This window comes from Propionivibrio sp., assembly GCF_047602565.1.
In the GTDB taxonomy this organism is placed as follows: Bacteria; Pseudomonadota; Gammaproteobacteria; order Burkholderiales; family Rhodocyclaceae; genus Propionivibrio.
In genome coordinates this window covers 1,286,921-1,312,740 of sequence record NZ_JASGGX010000001.1, presented here as the reverse complement: position 1 = coordinate 1,312,740, position 25,820 = coordinate 1,286,921, and the positions used below count along the sequence as shown (strand labels likewise).

At 65.0% G+C, this 25,820-nt stretch carries 20 protein-coding genes and 2 pseudogenes; 8 read left to right on the top strand and 14 right to left on the bottom strand.

The features are described 5' to 3' along the window. Positions 1–865 precede the first annotated feature (865 nt). The 8 genes from QM701_RS05955 to QM701_RS05920 all read left to right on the top strand — a co-directional run bounded on the left by QM701_RS05955 (position 866) and on the right by QM701_RS05920 (position 8,217). Positions 866–1,045 carry a hypothetical protein gene (locus QM701_RS05955; protein ID WP_415166172.1) on the top strand — a complete coding sequence of 60 codons (180 nt, stop codon included), beginning with the start codon at positions 866–868 and terminating at the stop codon, positions 1,043–1,045. A gap of 368 nt (positions 1,046–1,413) precedes the next feature. Then, positions 1,414–2,709: an NAD(P)/FAD-dependent oxidoreductase gene (locus QM701_RS05950; protein ID WP_415166171.1), complete on the top strand. Its 1,296-nt coding sequence runs from the start codon at positions 1,414–1,416 to the stop codon at positions 2,707–2,709. A gap of 48 nt (positions 2,710–2,757) precedes the next feature. Next, positions 2,758–3,651 (top strand): branched-chain amino acid ABC transporter permease, encoded by an 894-nt coding sequence (locus QM701_RS05945; protein WP_415166170.1) that lies wholly within the window; start codon positions 2,758–2,760, stop codon positions 3,649–3,651. Between the two features lie 79 nt (positions 3,652–3,730). Beyond that, complete coding sequence (locus tag QM701_RS05940) at positions 3,731–4,597, top strand: branched-chain amino acid ABC transporter permease (protein ID WP_415166169.1); 867 nt, start codon at positions 3,731–3,733, stop codon at positions 4,595–4,597. After that, positions 4,594–5,349, top strand: a complete 756-nt coding sequence (locus QM701_RS05935; protein WP_415166168.1) for an ABC transporter ATP-binding protein — start codon at positions 4,594–4,596, stop codon at positions 5,347–5,349. Before QM701_RS05940 ends, QM701_RS05935 begins: the two co-directional genes overlap by 4 nt. Before the next feature lie 7 nt (positions 5,350–5,356). After that, on the top strand, positions 5,357–6,091 hold the full coding sequence (locus tag QM701_RS05930) for an ABC transporter ATP-binding protein (RefSeq protein ID WP_415166167.1): 735 nt from the start codon (positions 5,357–5,359) through the stop codon (positions 6,089–6,091). Positions 6,092–6,126: 35 nt separating this feature from the next. Then, the gene (locus QM701_RS05925) at positions 6,127–7,239 is read left to right on the top strand and encodes an ABC transporter substrate-binding protein (RefSeq protein ID WP_415166166.1); all 1,113 of its coding nucleotides are present in this window, start codon (positions 6,127–6,129) and stop codon (positions 7,237–7,239) included. A gap of 78 nt (positions 7,240–7,317) precedes the next feature. Then, the gene (locus QM701_RS05920) at positions 7,318–8,217 is read left to right on the top strand and encodes a sulfurtransferase (RefSeq protein ID WP_415166165.1); all 900 of its coding nucleotides are present in this window, start codon (positions 7,318–7,320) and stop codon (positions 8,215–8,217) included. 259 nt (positions 8,218–8,476) lie between these two features. Here QM701_RS05920 and QM701_RS05915 read toward each other — a convergent pair. The 14 genes and pseudogenes from QM701_RS05915 to QM701_RS05850 all read right to left on the bottom strand — a co-directional run. Further along, positions 8,477–9,126: pseudogene (locus QM701_RS05915) on the bottom strand (IS5 family transposase); the annotation flags it as partial. Positions 9,127–9,485: 359 nt separating this feature from the next. Further along, the gene (locus QM701_RS05910; RefSeq protein ID WP_415166164.1) at positions 9,486–10,445 is read right to left on the bottom strand and encodes a hypothetical protein; all 960 of its coding nucleotides are present in this window, start codon (positions 10,443–10,445) and stop codon (positions 9,486–9,488) included. Between the two features lie 340 nt (positions 10,446–10,785). Beyond that, complete coding sequence (locus QM701_RS05905) at positions 10,786–11,373, bottom strand: TrbM/KikA/MpfK family conjugal transfer protein (RefSeq protein WP_415166163.1); 588 nt, start codon at positions 11,371–11,373, stop codon at positions 10,786–10,788. A 131-nt stretch (positions 11,374–11,504) separates the two neighbouring features. After that, positions 11,505–12,677, bottom strand: a complete 1,173-nt coding sequence (locus QM701_RS05900) for a relaxase/mobilization nuclease domain-containing protein (RefSeq protein ID WP_415166162.1) — start codon at positions 12,675–12,677, stop codon at positions 11,505–11,507. Beyond that, on the bottom strand, positions 12,677–13,339 hold the full coding sequence (gene mobC, locus QM701_RS05895; RefSeq protein ID WP_415166161.1) for a plasmid mobilization relaxosome protein MobC: 663 nt from the start codon (positions 13,337–13,339) through the stop codon (positions 12,677–12,679). Before mobC ends, QM701_RS05900 begins: the two co-directional genes overlap by 1 nt. Beyond that, the gene (locus tag QM701_RS05890; protein ID WP_415166160.1) at positions 13,332–13,586 is read right to left on the bottom strand and encodes a hypothetical protein; all 255 of its coding nucleotides are present in this window, start codon (positions 13,584–13,586) and stop codon (positions 13,332–13,334) included. Before QM701_RS05890 ends, mobC begins: the two co-directional genes overlap by 8 nt. Before the next feature lie 15 nt (positions 13,587–13,601). Beyond that, entirely contained in the window at positions 13,602–16,373 is a 2,772-nt protein-coding gene (locus QM701_RS05885) for an LPD7 domain-containing protein (RefSeq protein WP_415166159.1), read from the bottom strand. A gap of 448 nt (positions 16,374–16,821) precedes the next feature. After that, positions 16,822–18,696: a PriCT-2 domain-containing protein gene (locus QM701_RS05880; protein ID WP_415166158.1), complete on the bottom strand. Its 1,875-nt coding sequence runs from the start codon at positions 18,694–18,696 to the stop codon at positions 16,822–16,824. Next, a pseudogene (locus QM701_RS05875) lies at positions 18,693–20,811 on the bottom strand (type IV secretory system conjugative DNA transfer family protein). The gene QM701_RS05880 and the pseudogene QM701_RS05875 overlap by 4 nt, the downstream one beginning before the upstream one ends. A gap of 532 nt (positions 20,812–21,343) precedes the next feature. Further along, positions 21,344–22,738, bottom strand: a complete 1,395-nt coding sequence (gene pilV / locus QM701_RS05870) for a shufflon system plasmid conjugative transfer pilus tip adhesin PilV (RefSeq protein WP_415166157.1) — start codon at positions 22,736–22,738, stop codon at positions 21,344–21,346. An 18-nt stretch (positions 22,739–22,756) separates the two neighbouring features. Further along, a complete protein-coding gene (gene pilM, locus QM701_RS05865; RefSeq protein ID WP_415166156.1) occupies positions 22,757–23,230 on the bottom strand; it encodes a type IV pilus biogenesis protein PilM in 474 nt (157 codons plus the stop codon). Beyond that, a complete protein-coding gene (locus QM701_RS05860) occupies positions 23,230–24,189 on the bottom strand; it encodes an ATPase, T2SS/T4P/T4SS family (protein ID WP_415166155.1) in 960 nt (319 codons plus the stop codon). Before QM701_RS05860 ends, pilM begins: the two co-directional genes overlap by 1 nt. Before the next feature lie 13 nt (positions 24,190–24,202). Continuing rightward, entirely contained in the window at positions 24,203–24,694 is a 492-nt protein-coding gene (locus QM701_RS05855; protein WP_415166154.1) for a type 4 pilus major pilin, read from the bottom strand. A gap of 33 nt (positions 24,695–24,727) precedes the next feature. Beyond that, complete coding sequence (locus QM701_RS05850; RefSeq protein ID WP_415166153.1) at positions 24,728–25,816, bottom strand: type II secretion system F family protein; 1,089 nt, start codon at positions 25,814–25,816, stop codon at positions 24,728–24,730. Positions 25,817–25,820: the final 4 nt, after the last annotated feature.

Sequence of the window (25,820 nt, the reverse complement as noted above, 5' to 3'; positions counted from 1 at the left end):
CGGAATTTTCGTTGACGAAAGTTTTTGGGGTGCCGACCGACGCGGGCGGAATTTTCGTTGACGAAAGTTTTTGGGGTGCCGACCGACGCGGGCGGAATTTTCGTTGACGAAAGTTTTTGGGGTGCCGACCGACGCGGGCGGAATTTTCGTTGACGAAAGTTTTTGGGGTGGTTTCCGAGGTTTTTCTGTAACCTGCGCGGCCTGTGCGCAGGCGGCCAGTGGCCGCTTGAGGCGGGCTGGGCGCAGTTGCCCCCAGCCCGGAACGATTCGAGGCCAGGGCAGCGCCCACGCCTCGCCAGGACTTCTGTGGCCAGCCCTGGACCCGCCGGGTGGAATTGCCGTTGACGGAAATTCCACCCACTTGAGATCGCATCAACGGTCGTTGCTGCTCTGAAGGGAAAGGCAACGAAAAAGCAAAAAGAGCGAAAGCGGTAATCTAAGGCAGGATATGCCGTATACCGGCAAACGTATACGTTTAGTGTTTTTTGTCCTCATTTCAAGCGAAACAGGCAGGCCCTGTTAGAAACAGCAAGGGGCAGGAGGAAATTTCCGTCAACGGAAATTTTGCAGTACCAGTTGGATGCCGCACCACAACCCGTGAGCGGAGGCGGCATGCATCGGATCGAAGGCGGATGCCATTGCGGAGGGCTGCGCGTCGCCGCCGAGCTTTCCCGTCCTCCGGGCGAGTACCGGCCCCGGGTCTGCGATTGCGATTTTTGCCGCAAGCACGGCGCGGCCTTCATCTCCGACCCGCTCGGTGCGCTGCCCATCGCGGCCGCGGATTCCCGCTGCCTCGGCAGATACCGTCAGGGCGGCGGCAGCGCGGACTGTCTTTTCTGCACGCGCTGCCGCCGTCCTGATCGGCGTGCTTTACCAGGACGGCGGGCGCGCGTATGCCACGGTGAACCGTGCCGCGCTGGCCGGCGAAGCGCGTTTCGGGGAGGCGCAGCCGGTGTCGCCGAGGCTGCTCTCCGCGAGCGAGAAGCGCAGCCGCTGGCAGAGCGTCTGGTTCCCGGACGTCGTCCTGGACATCGGCGGCGCCTGAACCGGCGCGCCGGCCGCTCATGCCCGCATCCTGAGCGGGCTCCCGCTCCGTTCGGTCGGTGCGCCGCGCGCCCGCCGCCCGCCGCCCGCCGCATGCCGCATGCCGCATGCCGTGCGCCTGTCCCGCGCCGCTTCCCTCCCGCGCGGCGAGGGGCGGCCGTCCCGCCCCTGTGCGCTCATTCGCATATGGTTAGCAGAAATTATTAGTTCTCTGCCCGGGCGAAAAATCTTCAAATAGCTCCCTCGCGGCAAGGCCGCAGCCCGGCGCCCCGCCGCCGTGACGCCCGTTTCCGGCGCCATGGCGCGCGGCCGGCCGAGCCATTCAACGAATATCCTGGAGCGCGTATGACGGTCGTGGCGATTGGTCCCTTGAACGACAAGACGAACGGTTGGAGCCGCATTCTGCCGCCGCGCCAGCCCCGGCCGGCGCTGCAGGGGGAGCTGTCGGTGGACTGGGCGGTGGTCGGCGCCGGCCAGGCCGGCTTGGCCGCGGCCCGCCGCCTGGCCGAGAACCGCCCCGGCGATTCGATCGCGCTGATCGAGGCCGGTGAGGTCGGCGAAGGCGCGCAGGGGCGCAATGCCGGCTTCATCATCGACACCCCGCACAACGTGGGCAGTTCGCTCGGCGAACTGTCGGCCGCGCGCGATCACGTCAGGCTGGCGCGCAGCGCCATCGCCAGCCTGGAGGAGCAGGTCCGCAAGCACGGCATCCAGTGCGACTGGGACCCCAACGGCAAGCTGCACACGGCGGTTTCGCCGCAGGGCATAGCGCGGGTGCTCAAGCCGACGCGCGAGGTGCTCGATTCGCTCGGCGAACCCTATACCTGGCTGGAGGACAAGGCGCTGCACGAGCGCATCGGCTTCAAGCATTTCGCCGCCGGCATCCACACGCCGGGCGCGGTGCTGGTGAACCCGGCCGCGCTGTCGCGCGGGCTGGCCGACCATCTGCCGGCCAACGTCAGCCTGTACGAAAACACGCCGGTGACCGAAGTGCGCTTCAAGCCCGGAATCCGCCTGAGCACGCCGCAGGGAACCGTCCGCGCGGGCAAGCTGATCCTGGCGGTCAGCGTCTTCGCCGGCCAGTTCGGCGTGCTGCGCAACCGCCTGATCCCGATCTCCGCCTACGGCAGCCTGACCCGCCGGCTCACCGAGGAGGAGCAGGGCCGCCTGGAAGGACTGCGCACCTGGGGGCTGACCCCGGCCAACGCCTTCGTCGGCGTGACCGTGCGGCGCACCCCCGACCAGCGCATCCTGATCCGCCAGGACATGCGCTACGAGCCGCGGCTGGTGCGCGACGGCGACTCCTACCCGCAGGTGGCCGAACACCACCAGGCGCTGTTCGACACCTGGTTCCCGGCACTCAAGGGCGTGAACATCGAACATACCTGGTCCGGCTTCATCTGCATCTCGAGCAACGGCGGCGCCGGCTTCGGCGAGGTCGCGCCCGGCGTCTACACCGCGGTGTGCGACAACGGCATGGGCTGGACCAAGGGCACCGCCTCGGGCCTGCTGATCGCCGACAAGGCGAGCGGCGTTGACAACCCGCTGATCGCCACCTACGAATCCTTCGGCCGGCCGGCGCTGCTGCCGCCGCGCCCCTTCCTGGACGTCGGCGTGCGTGCCCGCTTCTCCTGGGAGCTGTGGAGCAACCGGCGCGAGGCCTGAGCCGGTTTCCCTCCCTTCATTCGATTCCCTTTGGAGAGACTGTTTCGCATGCTCGCTCAGCAATTCTTGAACGGCCTGGTGACCGGCAGCACGTATGCCTTGTTCGCCCTGGGCTTCACCCTGGTGTTCGGCGTGCTGCACGTGCTCAATCTGGCGCACGGCGCGGTGTTCATGGCCGGCGCCTTTGCCGGCCTGTACGCGGTGACCGCGGCCGGCCTGCCGCTGCCGCTGGCGCTGCTGCTCGCCATGCTGGCCGGCGGGCTGATCAGCGTGGCGGTGGACTGGCTGGCCTTGCGGCCCTTGCGCCAGCGCGGCGCGGCGGAGTTCGCCGCGATCATCTCCTCGCTGGGCATCGCCCAGGTGCTGATGAGCGCCGGGCAGGCGATCTCGCAGACGCAGATCATGCGTTTCCCCTTCGGCACCTTCCCGGTGGTGGTCCATCAATTCTGGGGGCTGCGCATCTCGCTGCTGCAGATCGTCATCCTGGCGCTGTCGCTGCTGCTCGCGCTGGCGCTCCTGCTGTTTCTGTTCCGCACCGATTTCGGCCGCCAGCTGCGCGCGGTGGCGATCTCCGCGCGCACCTCCGCGCTGCTCGGCGTCCGTCCCGGCGTGGTTTATTTCCTGACCTTCTTCATCTCCGGCGCGCTGGCCGGGGCGGCCGGCGTGGTCATCGGCCTGGCCTTCAATTCGGTGCACTTCCTGATGGGCGAGCCCTACCTGCTGCGCGCCTTCGTGGTCATCGTGCTGGGCGGGCTGGGCAGCATCGGCGGGGCCCTGGTGGGCGGTCTGCTGCTCGGCCTGGTGCAGACCGTGGCGATCAGCTATCTGTCCTCCTCGCTCAGCGACGCGATCATATACAGCCTGCTGTTCGGCGTCCTGCTGCTGCGTCCCTCGGGCCTGTTCGGCAAGCTGCACATCGAGACGCGGGTGGTGCGGGCATGAGCGCCTCCGCCCGGCCGCCCGAAGGGGGCGCTCGCCCTCCCTCGGGGAGGGCGTCACGTAGTGACAGGAGGGGAGTCCAGTGAGCGCCTTTGTTCTCGGCCACCTGTCCCTGCTCGAGCTGGTGCTGGTCAGCGGGGTGCTGGCCTACAGCCAGTACATCGTCCTGCGCGCCGGGGTCTTCTCCATGGCCACCGCCGGTTTCGCCTCGCTGGGCGCCTATGCGGCCGCGCTGCTGGCGGTGCGGCTCGGATTCCCCTTCTGGGCCGGGCTGCTGGCGGCGTCGCTGATCGGCGCGGCCGCCGGCGGCGCGCTGGCCTGGCCGCTGGCGCGTCTGCGCGGCGTGTTCCAGGCCATCGCTACCTTGGCCTTCGTGCAGATCGTGATGTCCTTCGGGCTGTACTGGGAGTCGCTGACCGGCGGCGCGCTGGGCCTGAACGGCATTCCCAAGCTGGTGCACCTCGGCCATCTGCTGATCGTGGCCGGCGCCGTCCTGTACCTGATGCGGGCCGTCTCGCGCACCGGCATCGGCCGCGCCTTCGACACCATCCGCCAGGACGAGACCGTGGCCGTGTCGCTGGGCATTTCGGTGGTCGCCCACCAGCGCCTGGCCTTCGCGCTCAGCGGCGCGCTGGGCGGCCTGGGCGGCGGGCTGATGGCCTATCGCAACTATTCGATCGTGCCGGAGGATTTCGGCTTTCCGCTGCTGATCGCCGCGCTCAGCTTCGTCGTCCTGGGCGGGCGCAACGCCGTGCTCGGACCGCTGGCCGGCGCGCTGATCCTGAATCTGCTGCCGGAAGCGGCGCGGCCGCTGGCCGACTACCGCCTGGCGGTCAACGGCGTGCTGATGGTGCTGGCCATCATCTACTGGCCGCACGGCGTGGTCGACACGCTGAGCCTGCACTGGCGGCAGCGCAGGGCGGTGCGCGCGCAGACGGAGGCGGCATGAAGGGCTTGACGCTGCGCAACGTGAGCCGCCGCTTCGACGGCCTGCTGGCGGTCGGCGATGTATCCTTCTCGGTGCGGCCGGGCCGCGTCACCGGCTTGATCGGTCCGAACGGCGCGGGCAAGACCACGGTGGTCAACCTGATCAGCGGCCTGCTGCTGCCGACGCAGGGCACCATCCACCTGGACGGCGAGGATATTTCGGCGATCGAGCCGGCGGCGGTGGCGCGCCGCGGCATCGCGCGCACCTTCCAGACCATCCGTCTGCTCAAGGAAGCCAGCGTGCTGGACAACGTGGCGGCGGGTTTCCATCGCCACGAACGCAGCCCCTGGCTGGCCTCGCTGCTGGGCACGCCGGCGGCGCGCCGCGAGGCCGCCGGATTCCGCGAGCGCGCCGCCGCCCTGCTGCGCCAGTTCAACATGCTGCAGTACGCCGGGCAGCTGGCCGGCAATCTGTCCTACGGCCACCAGCGGCGCGTGGAGATGATGCGCGCGCTGGCCACCGGGCCGCGCCTGCTGCTGCTCGACGAACCGGTGGCCGGCATGAACGACCGCGAGGCGGACGCCCTGGGCGAGATTTTCGCCGCGCTGGCGGCCGACGGCCTGGCGGTGCTGCTGATCGAACACAACATGCGCTTCGTCATGTCGCTGTGCCGGGAACTGCACGTGCTGGACGCGGGGCGCCTGATCGCCTCCGGCGAGCCGCAGGCCGTGCGGGCGCAGGCCGCGGTGATCGCGGCCTATCTGGGGAGTTGATTCCGCCATGCTCACGCTGCATAGACTCTCCGCCTCCTACGGCCGCATCCAGGCGGTGCGCGACGCCTCGCTGCGCGTCGATCAGGGCGAACTGATCGCGCTGATCGGTCCCAACGGCGCGGGCAAGAGCACGCTGCTCAACACCCTCAGCGGCCTGCTGCGGCCGGCGGACGGCGAGGTGCGTTTCGGCGACCGGGACATCACCGGCTGGAGCGCCGCCAAGGTGGCTCGCGCCGGCCTGCTGCAGGTGCCGGAAGGGCGTCAGGTGCTGGGACCGCTGAGCGTCGAGGACAACCTGCTGCTGGGCCGCCAGGCGCTGGCCGGGCGGATATCCACTCACGGCCTGGACGAGGTGTACGCGCTGTTCCCCATCCTGCGCGAACGCCGGCGCCAGAAGGCCGGTACCTTGAGTGGCGGGCAGCAGCAGATGCTGGCCATCGGCCGCGCGCTGATGGGCGGACCGCGCCTGCTGGTGCTCGATGAACCCAGCCTGGGGCTGGCGCCCATCGTCGTCGATCAGGTGTTCGCCGTGCTGCAGACCTTGCGCCGGAGCGGCCTGACCATCCTGCTGGTCGAGCAGAACGCCAGCCTGGCGCTGGCCGCCAGCGACCGCGCCTACGTCATGGAACACGGCCGCATCGTGCTCGACGGGCCCAGCGCGGAACTGCGCCACGATCCGCGCATCGTCGAGCACTACCTGCCGTCGGCGGAAGGCCTCGCGCCGGCCGCGGCGGCGCTTTGAACCCTTTTTTTTCGTCCCACCTGGAGTCGTTCACCGTGAAAAAATCCCTGCTCTCCCTGCTTTCCGCGCTGGCCCTGACGGGCCTTTCCGCGCACGCCCAGGAAGTCCTGGTCGGCGTGCCGATTTCCTCGTCCGGCATCTTCTCCTTCGCCAATCTGCCGGCGCGCAACGGCATCACCCTGGCCGCCGAGGAGGTCGCCCAGTCCGGCGAGCTCGGCAGCGTCAAGATCAAGCTGCTGCTGGAAGACACCAACAGCGACAAGAACCAGGCGGTGAACCTGGTGAACCGCTTCCTCAACACCAACAAGGCGGTGCTGATCCTCGGGTCGACCTCGACCGTGGAGGCGCAGGCCTATCTGCCGATCGCGCAGAGCAAGAAGATTCCCGCGCTGACCCAGGCCTCGGGCGACGTGGCGGTCATCGGCGACTGGATCTTCAAGGCCAACGCCTCGCCCAGCAAGATCATGGAAAGCCTGGCGCAGCGCTATCTGAAGGACTACCAGCCCAAGCGCGCGGCCTACGTCTTCAACCGCGACAACGAGTCCTACGTGCAGCAGAAGGAGGGAGTCAAGGCGCGCTTCGAACAGGCCGGCGTGAAGACCGTGCTGGAAGAGACCATCGTCGGTTCGGACACCGACTTCAGCGCCATCGTCACCAAGATCGCGGCGCAGGACATCGACACCCTGGTGGTGTCGACCACCGGCGAAGTTACCGCGAACATCGTCATCCAGGCCAAGCAGGCCGGCCTGCCGGCGTCCGTACGCATCGTCGGCACGCCGTCGGCCGCCTCGCACCAGTTCCTCAAGGTGGGCGGCCCGGCGGTGGAAGGCGTGATCTTCACTTCCGACTACTTCATCGGCAATCCCTCCAGGCTGAACCAGGATTTCATCGCCGCCTACAAGAAAAAGTACGGCATCGAACCGGACACCTTCGCCGCCATCGGCTACACCGTGTTCAAGACGGCCGCCGCGGCGATCAAGAGCGCCGGCCCGGACTACAGCCCGGAGTCGATCCGCAAGGGCCTGGCCGGCATCAAGAACCTGCCGACCGTGCTCGGCAACGGTTCGCTGACCCAGACCGCGACGCGCACCCCGGCCTACGACGGCGTGGTGCTGACCGTCCGCGACGGCAAGTTCGTCCAGTTGTGAGCGCCGTGCCGCGGCGCGGCGCGCCGGCCTGGCCGGCGTCCGTCCGCGGCGGCACCGGACAAGGCACAAGGCCAGACCATGAACGAATCGATCTCCACGCATGAAAACCTGATCTCCGCGCAGGCACTGGCGGAGGTCTCCGGCTCGCCGTCCCTCGACCTGGTGATCGCGGACTGCTCCTTCGATCTGGCGGACCCGGAGCAGGGCTACCGGCTGTACCGCCAGGCGCACATTCCCGGCGCCGTGTACGTGCACCTGGACCGGGATCTGTGCGGCGCGAAAAACGGGCGCTCCGGCAGGCATCCCCTGCCGGAGCGGGACGCCTTCGCCGCCCGGGTCGCCGCCCTGGGCATCTCCGACGACACCCTGGTCGTCGCCTACGACAATGCCGGCGGCCCCTACGCCGCCCGCCTCTGGTGGCTGCTGCGCTGGGCCGGGCATGGCCGGGCGGCGGTGCTCGACGGGGGGCTGGACGGCTGGCGCGCGGCCGGCCGGGCGGTCAACGCCACCCACGCCGCGACCGGCGAACCCGGCGTGGCGCGCGGCGGCCGGGCGGCGTTCACCGCCCGGCCCAGCCTGGTCCGCACGGCGAGTTTCGGCGAGGTGCTGGCGAACCTCGCCGCGCCCCGCGCCCTGGTCCTCGACGCGCGCGCGCCGGACCGCTTCCGCGGGGAGAACGAGACGATAGACCCGGTGGGTGGGCACATTCCCGGTGCGGCGAACCGCTTCTTCCGCGACAATCTCGACGCCGCCGGCCGCTTCAAACGGCCGGAGCAGCTGCGCGCCGAGTTCGCCGCGGTGCTGGGCGCATGGCCGAGCGCCCAGGTCATCCACCAGTGCGGCTCGGGGGTGACCGGCTGCCACAATCTGCTGGCCATGGAAGTCGCCGGACTCGGCGGCGCCGCGCTCTACGCCGGTTCGTGGAGCGAGTGGATCGCCCAGCCGGGGGCGCCGGTGTCCGCCGGGACGGCCGGGTAGTCAGTCAGAGACAGTTCCCGTCGTTCCGGCGAAAGCCGGAATCCAGTGGCGCCCCATGGCTTCCGGGTCAAGCCCGGAATGACGGCGCCTCTGGATTTACCGGGTGGACGCGCGCCGCGGTGCAGGCCGCCGCCAGCGCTCCGGCGCGCGGGCAGCGCGGAGGACGCGCTACAATACGGGTATCCCTCAAACATCGTGAGAAACCTCCGTGGCTGCAACCATCCTGCAAAAGATTCCCGCCGGCGAGCGCGTCGGCATCGCCTTCTCCGGCGGTCTGGACACGTCGCGCGATTTGGGTGGGGATGCCTGAGGCGTGCAAGGGCTGACGGTACGTGTCATGGTCGTAGCCCCGATCGGCCTGGATCAGGCGAGGCTTGGAGAGCGGTCGGCCCCGTTTGCCTCGGATCGGCGGAATGGCCTCGACGAGCGGCAAGAGTTGGGTGATGTCGTTACGGTTGGCGCCGGTCAGGATCACCGCGAGCGGGATGCCCTGCGCTTCGGTGATGAGATGGTGCTTGGAGCCGGGACGAGCGCGATCGGTGGGATTCGGTCCTGTTTTTGACCGGCCCCCACCGCTCGAATTGAGGATGAATCGACGATGCAGCGTGACCAATCGATGGCATTTGCCGAACGCAGCTTGGCCAACAAAACTTCGTGCAGGCGTTGCCAGACGCCGGCATCCTGCCAGGCGCGCAGCCGGCGCCAACAACTCATGCCCGAACCGCAGCCCATCTCCTGGGGCAGCATTTCCCACGGAATGCCCGATTGCAGCACGAACAGGATGCCGGTCAGCACCGCTCGATCGTCCAGCGGCTTGCGTCCCGGGTTCTTTGCCCGGCGTGGCCTGGGCGGCGGTAGCAACGGCGCGATCAGCCCCCACAAGGCGTCGTCCAGTATCGGCTTGGCCATTTCCTCTGCTCAAAAAACAACCCAGAGGTTAACCAATTTCCTCCTCTGTGAACAGGGGTAACCGTCATTTTGTTAGAGGTTTTAAGAACATTCGTTCATTATGTGTGTCCAGCGGGGCATCAAGGCGTAGAAAAGACTTCCGAAAACGATCAGCCTTATTCCAAGTCTTGGGAGTCGGTTTCTTTAAGCGGCATGCGGGACGCAGGAACGGACGAGCATGGAAGTCCAAAATACGTCTGTTCTGTCTGTGGCCAACAAATGACCATCGCAAACGTATAGGAAATCGAAATGCCATGTTTTTAACGTAACCACTACACTCCAAATTTAGGGTGTCCGGATTTAATGGTTGATATCAACCACTAAATGCGATTTGCGATTTGCGAGTTAAGGGCACGCATCCCTTTTAGCGAGTAATACGCTTCATCCACTTGGGCAAGGTCCTGGTCGATCTGCCAAGCCTCCTGACCATTGGCGTAATATGTTAACGTTCCACACGTGTCTTCTTTGTTAAAAAGGCGGCCACGGTAGAAGTTGAGGGCGATGGTAGGGCGGCCGCTACGCTGGAAGATCGCATACGCCGGGATCTTCGCCAAAACCTCCGCCTGGAGCGCAGGTTCCTCCGGATCGGCCGCCACGAACGTACGGCGATTCGGTTTCCAGATATACACACGGAAGAGTGCCGCCGGCCGCATGGACTCCGGGGCATGAGTGTTCCACCAGTCACACAAAACCTTGATGGCGGGAACGGCCTCGTAGTCCGAATTCGTGCCGCCATCGGATGAAGACAGTAATGCGAGGGCCTGGTCCAGCACGTCGTAATCACCCGGGATTGTTTGCTTTGCCTGCGCAACTTCAAGATCACCCCGAGAACGTCGCTTGGCCACTGAGACACGGGTACCGTGGAAATCAGCCACACTCGAAAGCTCCATCGGATAGGCGTGGGGCTTGGCCGGATTGTTCCATAGCCCCGACAGCCATTCCATTTCACGGTAAACAAGCACGTGCTTTTGCCCCGCATCCGATTCCGGCGTCAACGCAATGGCTGCGTCAATTGAGTCCGCCGTAATGTTGCAGTCCTTGTACCAGCCCATGAACCGCTTGTCCGGAGCAAGGCCCGTGAGCTCCTTGATCAAAACCTCGACCTCGTGCGGCTCCGCATAGGCATTCGCCAAGCGAGCGTCGACGTTGCTGTGGTGCGGGTTGCGCATCAGCACGCCGGCCACCTTCCCGTCCTCAGTTTCAGACAGCACTAAGGTAGGAAAATTGTCAAAGGATTCCTTGGCGGTGATGTCCCATGCAACCGGCCAGCCGCCGCGCAAGTAGTCGTGGAATTGAAGCGTGAGATTTTTGTCCTTGTACGGTGTTTCATTGATCGTCGCCTCCAGACGTCACCGCATCACTGGACGCACTGCCGTATCCGGCACGCGTCCAGACGGCTGGGACGTAGGCGAAATGAACGGTGGCATCGGAATCCCTCGCACCACCAGGCTCGACCGCGACGAACCGAAACCGCCGCTCGGATACACCCGGCTGAAGCGTGTGAAACGTGCTTGCGAAAATCAAGTCACGCAGATTGCTGCAATCACTTTCAGTCAACATCTTGAAGCCCTTTCGTTGTGGAGACTAACCACTAAAATTTGGCCTTCCATCTCCTGACAGTTAACCCCCACCGCCCGAACCGGACATCTCGCGTTGTTCATCCTCGTATGCAACACGCGCTTCGTACTCGGCCAGCGCGGCATCGTAGTCCTTCGGGTCAACCCAATACCCCCCACGCTCCGGTACCCCAACATACTTCGGCAGGTAGTAACCAGACATGAAGTCCGTGTAGCTATTGGTGTAGTAGGCGTTGCAGTAGGCCGGGTATTGATTGCTGACATAGGATTCCCCGGTGACCTGATCGTAATACTGAATTCGATTCAGCGACGCCGTGTCACAGCGTCCAGCGCCGCGTGAGATCGCCGAAACCAAGGATTGCATTTCCGACGTTTGGCTGGCCACCGGACAAAGGTTCAGGAAATCCAGGCGGGCGCTGATGGTTCCGGACATTGTCCTTTTGACGATGTCGAAGTAATACGACAGCGACGGCGAGCAGGCGCCCGGGCGGACACCGCTGGAAAGGCACAGCAGCGCCTCGCACGCCAAGCGCGTCACGCCTTCGAACACGCCATCATCGGCGTGTGCGGGTGCGATGTGGCCCGCGATCAGGGGGGCCACCGTGGCCGCGATCAATACAGTTTTTTTCATGAGGCACGCTCCTTCGTTACGCTCCAGGGTTGTCACTTCGAGTTGGTGGGCTCGATCACTCACGCTTAGCTACTTCCATCTGCAATATCGCCAGCACCTGCCCGTCGCAGTTCAGTACGGCGGATTCCTCTTTACCGTTCCAGGTGACCGCGTGCATGCGGCTGCAGAAGCAGTTCAGGGTTTTGGCGGTCCTGTACCAGATCGCCGCCGGACACATGCCGCAGGCGGGAAAGGGGTTCAATTTGCCGGCGAGTTGCAGGGTTTCCAGGGTCGGGCTCAAATAGGGCAGGGTGGTTAAGTCGAGCCGCGGCGATGCGGGCGCGCTGGAGTCTTTCGGGGTTTTCATGGTTTCGGGGTTCCGGAGGGAGAGAAGAAGGAGAGGGTGCGACGGCGCCGACGGGCGTGCTGCGCCAGAACGCGACGATGCGCTTGGCCAGGCCGACGTCCTCCGGCCGGCTCGACCGGTTCAGGACGTGGGCCATGGCGCGCCAGGCGTCACGCTGGGGCTGGAACGCATGCGGGCTGACGGGCGGAGGCGGAGACGGCGGCCGGGGCGTCTTCCTGTCACGATGGTATTCATGAAGTGGGACCGGGAACCGCGGCTGTCCCCGGGTCGGGCGTGGGGTAGCATTCGCCTCGATCCCGCGTTGCCGCAGGTTCTCCGCGAATCCTTCGCGCCAGCGTTGTAGCTCTTTTCGCCCATGCCGTAGGCGAGGCAGTTCCCGGGTCGCTTCGGTTTTGAGACAGACATGTACGTGCGGGTGCAGCTTATCCGTATGCAGGACAAACAGGTATTCGCGGCCGCGAAACTCCTCCTGCAGCAGATCCCGGACGGCGTCCTTCACGAGCTCCGGCGGCGTGCCGGGCTGCATGGAAAACATGAGGTTCAAAGCATCGAGTCCTCGCCCGTTCTCCGTTTCGTCGGGGATCCGGCGCCGGCCGCTGACCTGCCAGGATTCCTTTAGCTGGCGAAGCGCCTGCCGATCGTTGAAGATCTCACGATCCTGGTCTTCCATTTCGATCTTGGCGTTGCGGGAGATGTAATCGAGATGTTCCCGGATGGCCGCCATTCCCCGACCGGCGCTTTTTTTATTGGTGACCTTGACCATCACTTCCGGCACTTTTCGGGCCGTCCGATCGACCTGCGCACGCACCCGGGCGGCTTTTCCGCCGGACCGGAGCGCGAGGTGGAGCAGCACCGGCGACAGGCCTGGCGCACTGCGCGGACGTTTGTAGGGTGCCGGAAAAAGCCTGTCCGCCCAATTGAGCAGAATGCCGTCAACGTAAACCTTGGGATACGCCATCAGGGGCGGTCCGCACCGCGTTCACGGATGAACACGTCGAGCTTCCCGCGGATCTGCTCGCACAGCTCGCGCGTGATGGGAATCGAGTTCTTCTTGGGCAGCGGTTTGAGGCCGCGGGGATTGTCCAACTTCTCCAGGACCGCATGCGCCCGGTGGACGAAGGCCATCAGATCCTTCTCGATCATGGACAGCACCATCAGGCGCTCCGGCGCGATCTTCTGGCTAGACGTCCGGGTGTTGTTCAATACCCGGGCGACCTGGTTCAGATTGTTCGCCATCCCGAGCAGCGAGCGCATGATGCGCTCGATCTCCTCGGCTAGGCGGCGCGCCTCCGGCGTATTGACGAAACAGTCGTCACGTTTCAGGCCGGCATCGAGCAGGCGGGCGATAAACCACTGCTGGATGGTGATTCCATCGGCTTCGGCAAGCTGGCCCGCCAGGCGCCCCTCGTTCGGGCGCAGACGCAGCTCGAAGCGCAGCGCACCGCGGCCGATCGTTCGCGGGGCGATTTCCACGTCGTGCTGGATATCTTCTTCCAAGGCCTCGCCGATCAGGCGCCGCAGCTGCTCCGCGACGGTCGACCGCCGACGCCGGCAATAGGCGGTGAAGGCCTCGCCGGCATCCCGTGACGCGCGCGTGACGATCACGACGGTGTCACTCATCGATGCTCTCCACCAGCAGAGAAGACGGGCGTAAGGTCTTGAGCATGAGCGGCAGCGATACCTGGAGATGTTCCTCCTCCAGGAGCGTCCGGATCGCATCGAGCTTGAACCCCAGGAGCCGCAGCTGGAGGATCTCCGGAGCGAGATAGCGGAGCGCCATCGTCTTGCTGATTTCGCCGGTGTCGGGCAGCTCGGGACGCTGGACGTTTTCCGCCAGGTCGTGCATGAATTCCTGTGTGATGTGCATATTCGCCGGGCCGTGTTATCGCTTCGGTGCTTTGTCCGGGTGCGGAAGGTCGATGCCCCGTGCCGGTTCCTTCGCCTTGTCGGGAGTGGCGATGGTGGGCGTCGCCGGCGCCGCCGGATCGAAGACTTTCAAGGCGGGCAGATCGATGCCGACACGCTTGGCTTCGTCGATGAAGGCCTGGGCCGTCTTCATGAAATTGGGGATCTGATCCTCACGGACCCCCTTGAGGCGGGCTACCTCGCCCAGGGCAACCGCCTCGGCGCCGATGACGGGCGGTGGCGCTTCCGGGAAAGTTCCCACCATTTCATTCACGACCGTCGCGGGGGGTGGTAGCGCCGGCTGGATGGCATTGCCCAGCCGCAGCTGGCGTTCGTACTCGAGCTTGGCCAAGTCCGGATCGCTCGGCTTGAAGCCCTTGACCTCGAGACCGGCCAAGGATGCGGCCAGCCAGGCTTCGCGCCGGAAGTCCTCGTGCCCCTTGACGGTAATTGCCTTCCAGCCTTTGGCCTGGGCAACGGATACCATCGAGGCGATGATTTCGGGGGCGTTCTGGTCGGTGGCAAGACGACCACCTTTGTCGATGAAGGCGAGCTTGCGGTTGCGGTCAAAATACTGGCCGGGCACCGTGTCGCTGTACACGAACCGTTTCCTGACATCGTCGGGCAGATGGGACGACGGCAGGACGTGCCTGGAAATCTCGTCCGGATTGCCCTCCGGGATCACGACCAGATTGCGCCGGTCGTTTTCGCCAAGCCCGGCTTCGCGCATTTGCGAATGCCGGGGATCGACGCCTTCGGGGTCAACGTTGTAGGCGATCTTTTCCTCCCCGCTTTTGAGGCGGAATCGGGTCTTGATGACGTCGGGGAGGAAGTTGATTTCCCCGGCTAGGTCGCCGATTTTGCGGATGCCGTCACGAAGGGTGTTGACCGTCTTGGCCGCGATACCCGGATTTTCATCGACGGCGTATGCCTTGGTGACACCGCCGCGATCGATGGCGACAATGTGCCGCCCGATCGGATCCTGCAGGAGATGGATCCTGGCCCGATTCGCCGCGTCTGCGTTCAGTTTCTTTTGCGCATCTGCCAGGTCGGCGGCCCGGTTCGACGAGACGCGGTCCAGGCGTTGCTGGGCGTGAGGGTCGAGTGCGGCGACGTCTGCCGGGGGTGGGGCAGGTGAGGGTACCGGCGCCGGCGTTACCGTTTCCTGGGGAGCGGTGGCCTGTGGCTTCGAAGCCGCATCCCCCTTGGCCTTAGCCGAGCTTGCCCGTTTCGGTTTTGTCGCTTTCGACGCCGGCGAGGACTGGGCGCCGGCCGTGGTTTTCTTGGTCCGTTTCGGGGTCGCCGGCTTTTCCTCGGAAAAACGGGCCGGATCCATCGCGGCATTCAGTCTGTGCGCCTCGTCATAGTCGCGGGCGTAGCTCTCTAGCGTGAAACCGGAAAGCTCCTTCTGGTGAGCTAGGTTGTAGTATCCCGAGATATCGTCGGCCAACGCGTGGTTGCCGTCGCGGATCGCTTCATCGTATTTTTCTTGACCTTCGGCGTAGTAGAGAACGTCATCCACAACGCCGTTTTCCAGGCGCCAAGGTTCCCGTGTCTCTGGTTCACCAGAACTGTCGAGGGGCGTGTCGTGAACGAGGCCGCTGCCAGGCTCGGCCGGGGGTATTCCTCCGTAAACCGCGGATTCGTTCTGAATGGGATTCGCCATGGTTTGATCTCCTGCTGAAAGGTTGGCCAGGACGATCGTCAGCTCGTCCTGGTCGAGGGAATGGGGATTGCCAACGGCGTTCTGGACCTGGGCCGGGTCGAACACCAGCCAGGCATCGCCGTCGTGGACGTGGTCAATTGCGCCGTTGGGCGTTTTGGCATTCAGGAATACGGGGGGTGCTGCATCGCTGGACGGCGGAGTCCTTGTAAAAAAAAGCCCCGGTGGGAACGGAACGTCGTCTCGCGGGTGTTCCCGGCTGAACGCGGCGAAAGTGGCCTCCGTGCCGCGATACAGCACTAAAGGTTCGCCGGTGGCGGGATCGGTGACCTTGGAGACGGAGGCTGGATCAACGTGCACATTCAGATTGAAGGCCCGCGCCAGATCAGCTACCATAACAACCGAAGCCTCGACAGGAGCGGGATGCGCTGGTGCCTCGGTACCATCAAGTCCATGCACATCGGGGCTTCGGTTTATCTGGATGGAAGTTACATCGTAGAACTTGTGCGCTGCGTCGCCCGGTGGCACCTTGAGCGCCTCGCGTACCGTCACCTTGACCGCGTGCGTCTGGCCGTTCACCGACAGCGGTGCCACCAACGTATGGAACGCCCGTGTATCCACTTCGCGGCCCTTCTTCGGCGCTTCCTGCGCTACCGCAACAGCGCCACCGACCACCTCACGCAATACTCGCACCAGTTCGGCCCGAGCGGGATTGCGCAGCTTGCCGCGTGCGCCGAACGCTTCGCCCTTACCTTCCGCCGAGAAAGCTACAGGCGCGCCCAGGCTGGCGTTATCGATCGTGGTCCCCTGAAGTTCCTTGGTGTAAACCTCACGCGCCAGTGCGCTCAGTTCGGAGGCGCTGCCTGACCAACCCGCCAAATCCAGTGTCACCGGCTGGATGCGGGCATTGCCGCCTTCCCAATCCCCGAACCACGCCTTGAACACCGGCGTCCGTACCTGCACCCACTGCTGGTAGGTCAGCTTCGTCCGGCCGGTGACCTGAGCCTGCGCGTAGCCTTTGGCGCCGCCATAGGCACGCGCGGTTGCGGCGAACTCAGGATCGTCGAGTAGGGTGGACGTTTTCATCGGGGTATGTCTACGCCGGGCAGCTGTACCGACCGTCCTTCGCACGGCTGGTGCTGTACCGCCAAAGGGTTAGGGCCAGGGTTTGCGGGCCGGTTGGGTGGGTTGCGGCTGTCCCTCGGTTTTTGAGTTCGGTGCGGGTGCCGCTGATGCCGCGGCCGCGTGTCGGGATTGATGTAGCGGAGCGGCGGGCGTATAAAGGAGTCAACCTCGGTATTGGCCGATGTGGCGCGTTCCCCGACTTGCTCGGGGGTATCCCTCGGAGAGACTGCCGGGGTTTTCTTTTGCCCGTTTTCCAGACTGACCGCGTTGTAGAACTGGTGACCATAGGCGCGTGCGATCGCGGTGAACTCGGGATCGTTGGGCAAGTTGGAGGTTTTCATCGGGGCATGTCTCTGCCGAGCAGCTGCGCCAACCGTCTTCTAGACGGCCGGCGCCGCGTTACTCGGGGTTACCGCTTGGCTTTGCGGGTCGGTTTGGCGGGCTGGGGGTGCTGCTCGGTTTTCGCCTGCGGTGCCGGGGCTGCCGGCGTGTTGGCGGCGCGAGACTCCTTCGCCTTGGCCTGGGCCTCTTTACGCAGGCCCTGGATGCGGTCCATCGATTTCGTGAAGGCCTTGTCGAGCTGGTCCGCGAACTGAGGATCCAGGCCCAGTTCCTTCGCCGATTTCTTGAAGGAGCCGACCGCCCGGTCCAGCTCGTCGCGGACACGGTCGTAGGGATAGACCTTCGCCTGGTTGTCGTTGTAGAAGACCGACAACTCGTGGCCATTCAATTTCTGGTTTTCGTCCATCCATTTCAGACGATCGTTGGCAAATTGCAGCGTCGTCTTGTCGTGGACGACGAGCGAGCGCGAACCGACCTCCTGGATGAGATAACCCGGGGCTTCGTGCACCTCCCCGCTGTAGGGCCCGCCGTTTTCACGGGGAGCGTAGAGCGTATGGCGACTCCCAAAAATGCGTTGGACGGCGTCCCGGGTTTCGTCCGGGAGAGTTTTGATGTCGTAGAGCGGCTCGCCGGGTTCGCGCTTCTGGGTGGGGGCGTGCGTGCTGGGTGCTTCTGCTTCCATCGTCCTGTCTCCTGTGAATGCGGGGGCCTCGCGGGGGATTGAAATTGCCCTGGAGGCGTGCGAGACAGCCGCCTCCGGAACAAGGTCGGGAAATTCCGAACGGTCGGGAAATTCCGCATGCCGGAAGGCGTAGTCCAAGTCCTTCAGGAAGCCGTCCAGGGGCAAGCGGTTCGCCACGTAGTAGGCGAGCTGGTCGTTGAAGTCGGTGGGGGACTTCCCAAGATAGCCCTGCAAAAAGTGAAACTGTTCGTCAGGGAAGTCTGGCGTCATGACACAGCCACCGACCGACGCCGCCGCTTTCCGTGCGTAGTCCATGCTGTCGGGGTTGCCGACGTCGGCGCCGATGACGATCGGCGCATCGGGATGTTGGGCATGCAGCGTGCGCGCCACGTTGCCCAGGTTGGTGTCCGCGCCGGCGGCCACGACGTAGGCACCCGGCATTTCGAGTTCAGGCCGCAGAAAGGCGTATTGGGCGCTGTAGGAGGTGGCCCAGCCCTCGACGACGACGATGGGCGTGTCCGGGTTGGCCGCGAGATGCAGACCCATCGGCACCGGCGTGTTCCAGGCGCCTTTCTTGAGCCCGCCGGCCAGGGCGGTCTTGCGGCCGTGTCCGTCGATGAATTCCAGGGTGGTCATGGTGCGGCCGTCGATCATCGGGATCAGCAGCACGCGGCCGGCCAGCGGCACGCCCTTGGCCTTGGGCTTGTAGCCGAGGTGCCTGGCGAGATCCGCGGCGTCCATTTCCCGGGGAGCCACCGCCTCGGCCTGCAACCAGGGGTGATCCCGCAGGCCTTTGCGGACGATGTAAGGGTGATCGGCCGCGACCTGCCGCGCCTTCTTGAACAGCTCCACAGCCTTCTGTGCCACTTCGGCGTACCGGCGCGCCTCTTCCTTTGCCTCGGCTGCCAGAGCCGCGGCACGTTCCGCCGCTCGCTGGCCGTCATCCACCCGTACCGGCGCCGCCTGCGTTTGCCACTCATACGGCCGAAATCCGCCTTTTTTCGCTTCGTGGTAGAGCGAGCCGAGGGAGACACCGCTGCCGGGTTTGACCGATTTCCAGGTGTCGCGGGTCGCGTACATGTCGTATTTGTCGCCTCCCTTGCTCCAGGTATCGAACAGCTCGAAACCGACCTTCTCTTCAAACGCACCTTTGAGAGCGGTGGCGATCCGCACCCAGGTCAGGCGGTCGCAGTTCGGGTCGGCATACTTCAAGGCTTCGTGTGCTTTGTCGTATTCAGTCACCAGTCGGGGGTCGCTCATTGCGTGAACTCCATCGAATCGGAATCCGGCTCATCACCGCCGAAGGCGCTGGCCATCTCGGCGAAGGGGGCGTCGGCATCGGCCGTTTGGGATGCCGGCGCGCCGACGCCGAACGCGGTGTCGATGTCGTCCGGCGACAGAGGAACGGCGGTGTCTTCCGGCAGCGGGGAGGTATCGGCCTCGATCAGTTCCAGTTCGTCGCCGAGGTCGCCGAAGACGCTGGCCAGGTCGGCGCCGGAGACGGCGCGGCCGTGATCGCCCGCCAGCGGCGCCGTGCGCGGGCCGTTCTCGAACGCCTCCAGGGCCGCCGCCCGGGCCTGCGCTTCCGTACGGACCTGGTCGGAAACCGTGGCGATGCGCTCCGCCGGCATGCCGGCCGCCGAGTACAGCGTCCCGACCGCATCGAGCATGGCCCGCTCGTCGATCGGGTCGCCGTAGTCGATCGGGATGGGGCCGCACTCGCCGACGAGCTGGAGCTGAGAGGCGCCCGGCGGATCGACCAGGCGAAGTTCGCTGAAGTCGATGTCGGCGTTGGTGATTTCGCGCAGGCGATTTTCCTGGCGGGCCAGGAACAGGTCGATGTCCAGCGCCGCCATCGTGGGGGCCGGGAGCAGCCGTTCCGTGAAAAACGGATCCTCGTAATACTTGATCTTGTCGCAGAAAATAGGCTCGGTGTTCTCCAGGAAGATGATTTCCTTCCACATCCCCATTCTCTTGACCTCCTGGGGCAGCATCAGCGCCCGGCGCTGGTCCGACGTGCTGATCGAACCGCCACCGCGTCCGCCCGTCGAGCGGCTGCGGCTGTCGTTCTTGAGGGTGAAATACCCCAAGGCCTCGGAGACTTTGTTGGCGTCTTCCTGCTCGCGAGGCGCGTAGAACGATCTGCATCGCGTGGTTGGTGACGAAGTTCTTGGCATCCCCCTTGCCGTAGGTCGTTTCGAGTTGCGCAATCGACTGGATGATCGGCATCAGGCGCAGGTTGTAGCCGGCGATGTAGGACACCGCTTCAGCCATGATCTCGATCTTGCCGAAGGCGGTGAATTCGTCCATCAGCGACAGGCAGGCGTACTTGAGCTTGGGGTTGTCCTCGGGGAGTTGGCCGGTGTTGAGGCTGACCAGCTGGGAGAAGAACAGATTGATCAGACGGGCGGAATCCTTCAGACGTTTCGGCGGGATGCCGACGTAGATCGTCATCTTCTTCTTGCGCACGTCGGACAGCCTGAAATCGCTGGTGGACGTCACGGCATCGACGATCGGGTTGAGCCAGATGCCCAGCGGGTTGGTGAGCGTGTCGATGGTGCTCTGGGCGACGTCGTCGGTGGACGCGGCGAACTTGGTCAGGGCGTCACGGCAGCGGGGAGAGAGCCAGGGGTAGATTTCGAGCTGGGTCTTGAAATGGGCCTTGGCGGTTTTGCCGGTGCCACGGCCGCTCGCCTGGCGGAGGACTTCGCCAAAGGAGACGGGGTAGTCGGGCAGGCCGGATTTGCCGTTTTCGGCAATCTCCTTCCTCCGTTGGTCGCGCAGCTCGCACAGCATCAGGACGATGGCCACGAACACGTTGCGGGCGCCTTCGTCCCAGAACTTGTTCTTCTCGTCCGTGCCCGGCCAGAACACCTTGCCGATGCTCATGATCTCGCCGATGCGGAAGATCCCGTGCGGAATGACATCGAGCGGGTTCCAGCAGTGGCTGCACATCGGCGTCGGTTCGCTGTCCGGGTCGTCCGGATCGGCCGGCTCGCCGGCGAAGGGGCTGAACAAGAAGACGTCCTGGCCCATGACCGCTTTCCGGTAGCCGGCGGTCTTCTTGAAGTTCTCCAGCTTGAGGTCGGTGACGACGAGGGATTGTTCGTAGGTCAGGCAGTTCGGAATGACGATGCCGACCCCTTTGCCGGAGCGGGTGGGGGCCGCCAGGATCACGAACTGCTGGCCGCCGAAGCGGAGAAGGCGCCCCTCATATCGGCCGACGATGATGCCGTCGAGATCGAAGAGTCCGGCCTGCCGGATTTCGTGGGCGGTCGCGAAACGCGCCTCGCCGTGGAGCGCCGGTTTCTTGTGGAGCAGCGTCGAGATGAACAGCGGGATCAGCAGGTAGGTGGTGAAGAGGGCAATGCCCATCGCCTTCAGCTGCACCAGCCGATCGGAAGGGTCCTTGACGACGTAGTCCACCCAGCTCCAGAAACTGGCCCGGAGAGGGCTGAGTTTGTGGAGCAGAAAATAGAGAATGCTGGCCAGGAACATCGCGACCGGTGCCAGAGCGGCGATTCCGGCCACGATGAAGACAGGCAGGTACGGCCTGAGCTTCTTGTGCATGCCGACGACCTACCGGCCGACGCTACTGAAACCGGACGTTCTGCGGGGTGCGCGATTTGCTGGGCATGCCGGCGTTGGGCGCGGCAAGATGGGCCGGAAGGGCATGGCGATTCCTCTCCAAGAGCATGAAGGCATGAAAACCCGTCGCCACGCGTGCGACGGGTCTTGTTTGCCGGCGGGGGGAGAGGACCCCGTCGGCGGCGGATTTTCGTTGGCGAAGCGGATCTGCCTCGCTACCCGAACAGTATATCGTCTATCTTCCGTGCCTCCAAGAATACAGGCTATGAAATATGATCAAATTGATGAAAAAAGGATATGAAAAAAACCTATCGGGTGGCTAGTTGAGCGGGCAACAATAGAAGCCGTTCCACTCGCCGCTATCGGAATTCCTGGTGACCGCTCCAACGATGAAGTGATCGACGGGGCAGAGTCCATAGAAGCCGCCCCAGCCGTAGTATTGGCATGCTCCATAGTTGATGGTCATTTTTGACGTTCTTTTCCACGTCGCGGACTGACAGGCAAGCGTTAAACCGGACGTGTTGGCCGATCGCGCGATCGCGCCTTCCTGGTACCCGGCACAGCTGCTGTTTTCCGCCACGGTCAGGCCGGGCATCAGTGCGCCGTCGGCCGCGACGTTGCCTTTGGTCGAGAGGTTCCCGTTCTGATCCACGGACAGAAGCTGCGCGTTCCAGGGATGATTGATCAAACGAAACGTACCGTTGTTGTTCTCCAGGTACATGCTCACGCCGTTCGCGCCGACCAACTGCAGCACGCCGCCTTCGGACACCGCGTTCCAGGCGATTACCCGGCCGCCCGCTGCGCTGAGCGTTCCCGGTACCGTCAGATTGCCGTCCTGATCGACGGCAAGAGCCGCCCATCCTCCTCCGGTCCACATGTATGCCCGGCCGGTATCGACCGTCATCCGTACCGCCCCCACGGGATCGGTCGCCGGCAGGCTCGCATAATTCGCCACCGGGTCCTTCCAGTACGCCGATCCGGGCGACTTCCATTGCGAGGACTGGCAAACGAGCAGTCCTCCCGTGCTGTCGGCGGCAATCGCCCCCTTCGTTCCGCATGCGGCGTCTTGCGTCTGGGTCGATGCCATGATGAGCGGGGTCGTCATGGTGTTCAGCTGGGGCTGGCCGGGCACCGCGTTCCGGTAAAGGCGATTGTCGGTGAGCTGGCCGTTGTTGAAGTTGATGAGCAAGGCGATGTGGCCCGCCTGACGGGTGTAGCCCGCGGCGGACAGCGGCCCCCAGCTGGCGCCGTGGGCGTTGTCGGCGCCTCCCGGGTACAGTCCCGTATCGTTCTTCGGAAAAAATCCTCCCTCGTAGCCGATCAGTTTGGCGACCTGCATTGCCTGCACGTCGCTGATCGCCTCGCCGCCCGTGGTGATGGCCAGGCCCTGCAGGTTGCCGGCCGTCGGCTGGAGAACCTGGAGCTGCCACGTCTGGTTGTACAGATTGGTCGCCTTGAATGCCTCCGGCAGCAGCCCGGCGGCCTGCAGTTGCGCGACCGAAACCGTGACCGGCGTACTGGCTGTCGCCGTCGCCTGGAGGGTGGCGGCATTCGCCTGGATATACTGGCTCGACGCCAGGACGACCTGGCGGGCCTGCTGGGCGATCGAGGCCGCGTTGACGTTGTTCTTGGCCTGATTCTGCCAGGAGATCAGCGAAGGGACGGACAGCAGCCCGATGAGAATCGCAAAGAGCGCGCCGAGGATCGGTGCCATGATTTTTTGTCTCCGGGGCTAGTTGCCCGCTTCCACGAATGAAATGACGCTGCCGTCCGGGACGGCGATAGGGAGCACCGCCGGCAGGCCTTGATTGAAGGACTGGAACTGCCCGTTCACGGCCACGCCGATCGAGGCGTCCCCTTCTGCCTGGCGATAGACCTCATACCCTTTGCCGGGCATGCCGGCGTACACGACGACCTGCCTGCCGGCGGTGCTGGCGACGACTTGATGGCTGAATAGTCCCTGGACTGCCGTGGTGATGCCCTGGCCGTCGAGGTGGGCCGCGGGCACCGTGCCGGTCCAGCCGGGGTGGGCCACGGCGTAGGCGGTGACTGCGCCCCGATAGTGCAGGAAGGCGCCGGCCTGGAGGACCGTATCGGCCACGGTGGTCGTCTGGCTCCGGCTCATCTCGAGATGATTGCGGCCGAGGGCGGCGATGCCGAGAAAGAACAGGGCGACGAACAGGGGAAACAGCGGCGAGGCCCCCATCAGCGTTGCTCCTGCCCGTGGGACATGAAGACGCGGCGCTGCCGTTCGATCTCGTTGCGCAGCATGTGCAGCGAACCATCGCGGATGACGGCCTGGACGGATTCGGCGTTGACCAGCAACGGCTCGACGGAAAGCACGCGCTGCGCGGTCTGCAGGGGGCGCAGCGGCGGAGGGTGGTGCAGATTCAGGTGTACCAGGACGCGCAGCGCGTCGGCCAAGACCCGGAACGCGTTTCCGCCGCCATGGAGGCTGGCGAGGCGCGAAATGCCCGTGATGATGTCTCCGGCGTGCAGGGTGAGAATGACGAGATGCCCGGAGAGCGAGGCGACGAGCGCCTCGCGGACGGTGTGCCCGTCCCGCGCCTCGCCCACCAGAATCATGTTCGGGGTCGCCCGGTAAACCTCGGCGATCAGGGCCGCCATCCTTTCATCGGAACTGGCCTCGGTCTGGTAGCAGATGCCCTGGCCGTGCCGTCCCTCGAGCGTCATCTCGATGGGGTTTTCGATGGTCCAGCAGATGCCGCCCAGGGTGGCCAGGCGCTCGACGATCAGCGTGCCGGCGACCGTGGTCTTGCCGGAGCCGGCTTTCCCCAGGAAAACGACCATCCCTTCCCGCAGGCGCGGCGACAGGAGTTCGGCGGCGACCGGCCGGGGGACGCCCAATCCCGTCAGGCCGCCGGCCAGTTTCCTGAATTGCCGGCAGATGAAAACGGCGGTGCCGTCGTACAGCTGCATGCGTTGCACACGTATGGGATTCTCCCGCCAGACGAAGCGGAAATTGGGTTTGCCGACCTGCCGGAATTGCGCCTCCAGGGCAACCAGGAGGTGCCCGGCTTCGTCGTGGCACGCGCCGGGCAGCGGCTCGGCCTTGAGCGAATCCGGCGTCGCCTTGATCCAGGATCGGGAGATCACCGGGTCGATGCACAAATCGGAAAACGCCAGGTCGGCAAGCGAGGTCATCGGGCGTCCCGGGTCAGTGGCCGAAGGTGAAGGCCATGGAATTCGGCGAATTCTGGCAAGCGGTCGTGGCCGTGCCGGCGTCCATCGGCAGGGTCTGGGCCGTGCCGTTGATCGACAGGGCCAGGGCGGTGCCCATGTTCGTCGCGAGTTTTTGGCAGCCGCTCGCACTGACGGAGGCCGTCGTCACGTCGAAGCGCGCGGCATTGCCGGCGTTGACGTTCACCGTCACGGCGCCGCCCCAGGGATTGACCAGGCTGGTGCCGGAAATCATGCCTTCGGGCGCCATGCGCGAGCCTTTGTCGCCGGCGGTCGCGACGGTGTTGGTCAGGCTCGTGAAGGCACCGCTCGGATAACTGGCCTGCACGTTGAAGACCAACTGCGACAGTTCGGCCACGGCGTTCGCGTTCTTGTTGCCGTTGGAGGCCGTGACGCCGATGCCGACGACCGCGCCAAGGGAGAGCAGCGCGACGATGGCTTTGAAAATGGCACCGAGAATTTCACTCATGGTTTCGACTCCTTGATGGATGGATGAAGGTCGTCACATGCCCGTGACGTGGGAGATCTGCGAGGAGAGGTCGTTGATGGCCACCATGAGCAAGCCCATGACGGCAAACAGGACCATTTCGCAGTAGAAACCCATGCGTGAGGCCCACAGCAGGGTCTTTTCCTCGAGGTCGCGCGCCCATTCGCGGGCCAGCGCCTGTATGTTGATGTGGAAATCCGGGAAGCCGTCGAAGCTCGTGATGTCGTTGACGATGTCCGGGTTGGGAAAACCGTAGGGCCGGCGTCCCTTGGCGCGGGTCAGCAGGGCGCCCGACAACGACGTGCCGTTGATCATGGCCCGGTGGAACGTCCGCAGGCGCTGGGCGAGCCAGGGGGAGGCGTCGCGCGCCTGCATCTGGAGAATCTCCACGTCCGGTACGCCGGCGCCGAGCAGGGACGTGAAGCTCATCAGCCAGCGGAACCCCGTGGTGTCGCGGTAAAAGCTGAAGGGGAAGAAACGCTCGGCCGCCAGGCGCGTCGGGTGCGTCCAGTTCGGCATGGCCCAGTACACCCAGGCCGCGCACGCCAGCGCGATGGCCGGCGGCAGCGCGGCCCACAGGCTGTTGGCGACGTCGCCCAGGGCATAGAGGAGGGCGACCGACCCCTGGGCGCGCTGCGCGGGCAGGACCTGCTGCAGATCGGGGAGCACGTAGCGGCCGATGATCCAGAGCAGGACGAAGGTCGCCACGGTGTAGACGGCGGGCGTGAATGCGGCCCGGCGGATGGCGTTCCGAACGCGCTGCACGCTGTCCGCCGACTCGATGATCAGGGCCAGGGAGTCAGCCAGGGTGCCGCCGAGCTCGCCACTGCGGATGACTGCCAGTTCGTCCGGCGGGACGAAGCCCTTCAGCGCATCGGCCAGAGGAGCTCCGTCCCGGAAGCGCCTGGCGACCGTGGCGATGACTCCGGCGGCGTAGACCTTGCGGCTGCGGTGCAGGCGCGGCAGGAAGCTGTCCAGGGCGCGTTCGAGCGGCACGCCATTCGCGCTCTGGATGGCGAGGTGCCGGTAGAAATTCTTGCGCTGCGTCCATCCGAAGCCCAATGCGTTCCGGATGCGGCTGGGGGAATGTGCTTTGGTGGCCATGATC

What these genes read in the sequence shown, in the direction of transcription:
- QM701_RS05945 (WP_415166170.1), top strand. Translation starts at nt 2,758, where the DNA reads ATGCTCGCTCAGCAATTCTTGAACGGCCTGGTGACCGGCAGCACGTAT.
- QM701_RS05935 (WP_415166168.1), top strand. Translation starts at nt 4,594, where the DNA reads ATGAAGGGCTTGACGCTGCGCAACGTGAGCCGCCGCTTCGACGGCCTG.
- QM701_RS05930 (WP_415166167.1), top strand. Translation starts at nt 5,357, where the DNA reads ATGCTCACGCTGCATAGACTCTCCGCCTCCTACGGCCGCATCCAGGCG.
- QM701_RS05920 (WP_415166165.1), top strand. Translation starts at nt 7,318, where the DNA reads ATGAACGAATCGATCTCCACGCATGAAAACCTGATCTCCGCGCAGGCA.
- QM701_RS05905 (WP_415166163.1), bottom strand. Translation starts at nt 11,373, where the DNA reads ATGAAAAAAACTGTATTGATCGCGGCCACGGTGGCCCCCCTGATCGCG.
- QM701_RS05900 (WP_415166162.1), bottom strand. Translation starts at nt 12,677, where the DNA reads ATGGCGTATCCCAAGGTTTACGTTGACGGCATTCTGCTCAATTGGGCG.
- mobC (WP_415166161.1), bottom strand. Translation starts at nt 13,339, where the DNA reads ATGAGTGACACCGTCGTGATCGTCACGCGCGCGTCACGGGATGCCGGC.
- QM701_RS05890 (WP_415166160.1), bottom strand. Translation starts at nt 13,586, where the DNA reads ATGCACATCACACAGGAATTCATGCACGACCTGGCGGAAAACGTCCAG.
- QM701_RS05885 (WP_415166159.1), bottom strand. Translation starts at nt 16,373, where the DNA reads ATGAAAACGTCCACCCTACTCGACGATCCTGAGTTCGCCGCAACCGCG.
- QM701_RS05880 (WP_415166158.1), bottom strand. Translation starts at nt 18,696, where the DNA reads ATGAGCGACCCCCGACTGGTGACTGAATACGACAAAGCACACGAAGCC.
- pilV (WP_415166157.1), bottom strand. Translation starts at nt 22,738, where the DNA reads ATGGCACCGATCCTCGGCGCGCTCTTTGCGATTCTCATCGGGCTGCTG.
- pilM (WP_415166156.1), bottom strand. Translation starts at nt 23,230, where the DNA reads ATGGGGGCCTCGCCGCTGTTTCCCCTGTTCGTCGCCCTGTTCTTTCTC.
- QM701_RS05860 (WP_415166155.1), bottom strand. Translation starts at nt 24,189, where the DNA reads ATGACCTCGCTTGCCGACCTGGCGTTTTCCGATTTGTGCATCGACCCG.
- QM701_RS05855 (WP_415166154.1), bottom strand. Translation starts at nt 24,694, where the DNA reads ATGAGTGAAATTCTCGGTGCCATTTTCAAAGCCATCGTCGCGCTGCTC.
- QM701_RS05850 (WP_415166153.1), bottom strand. Translation starts at nt 25,816, where the DNA reads ATGGCCACCAAAGCACATTCCCCCAGCCGCATCCGGAACGCATTGGGC.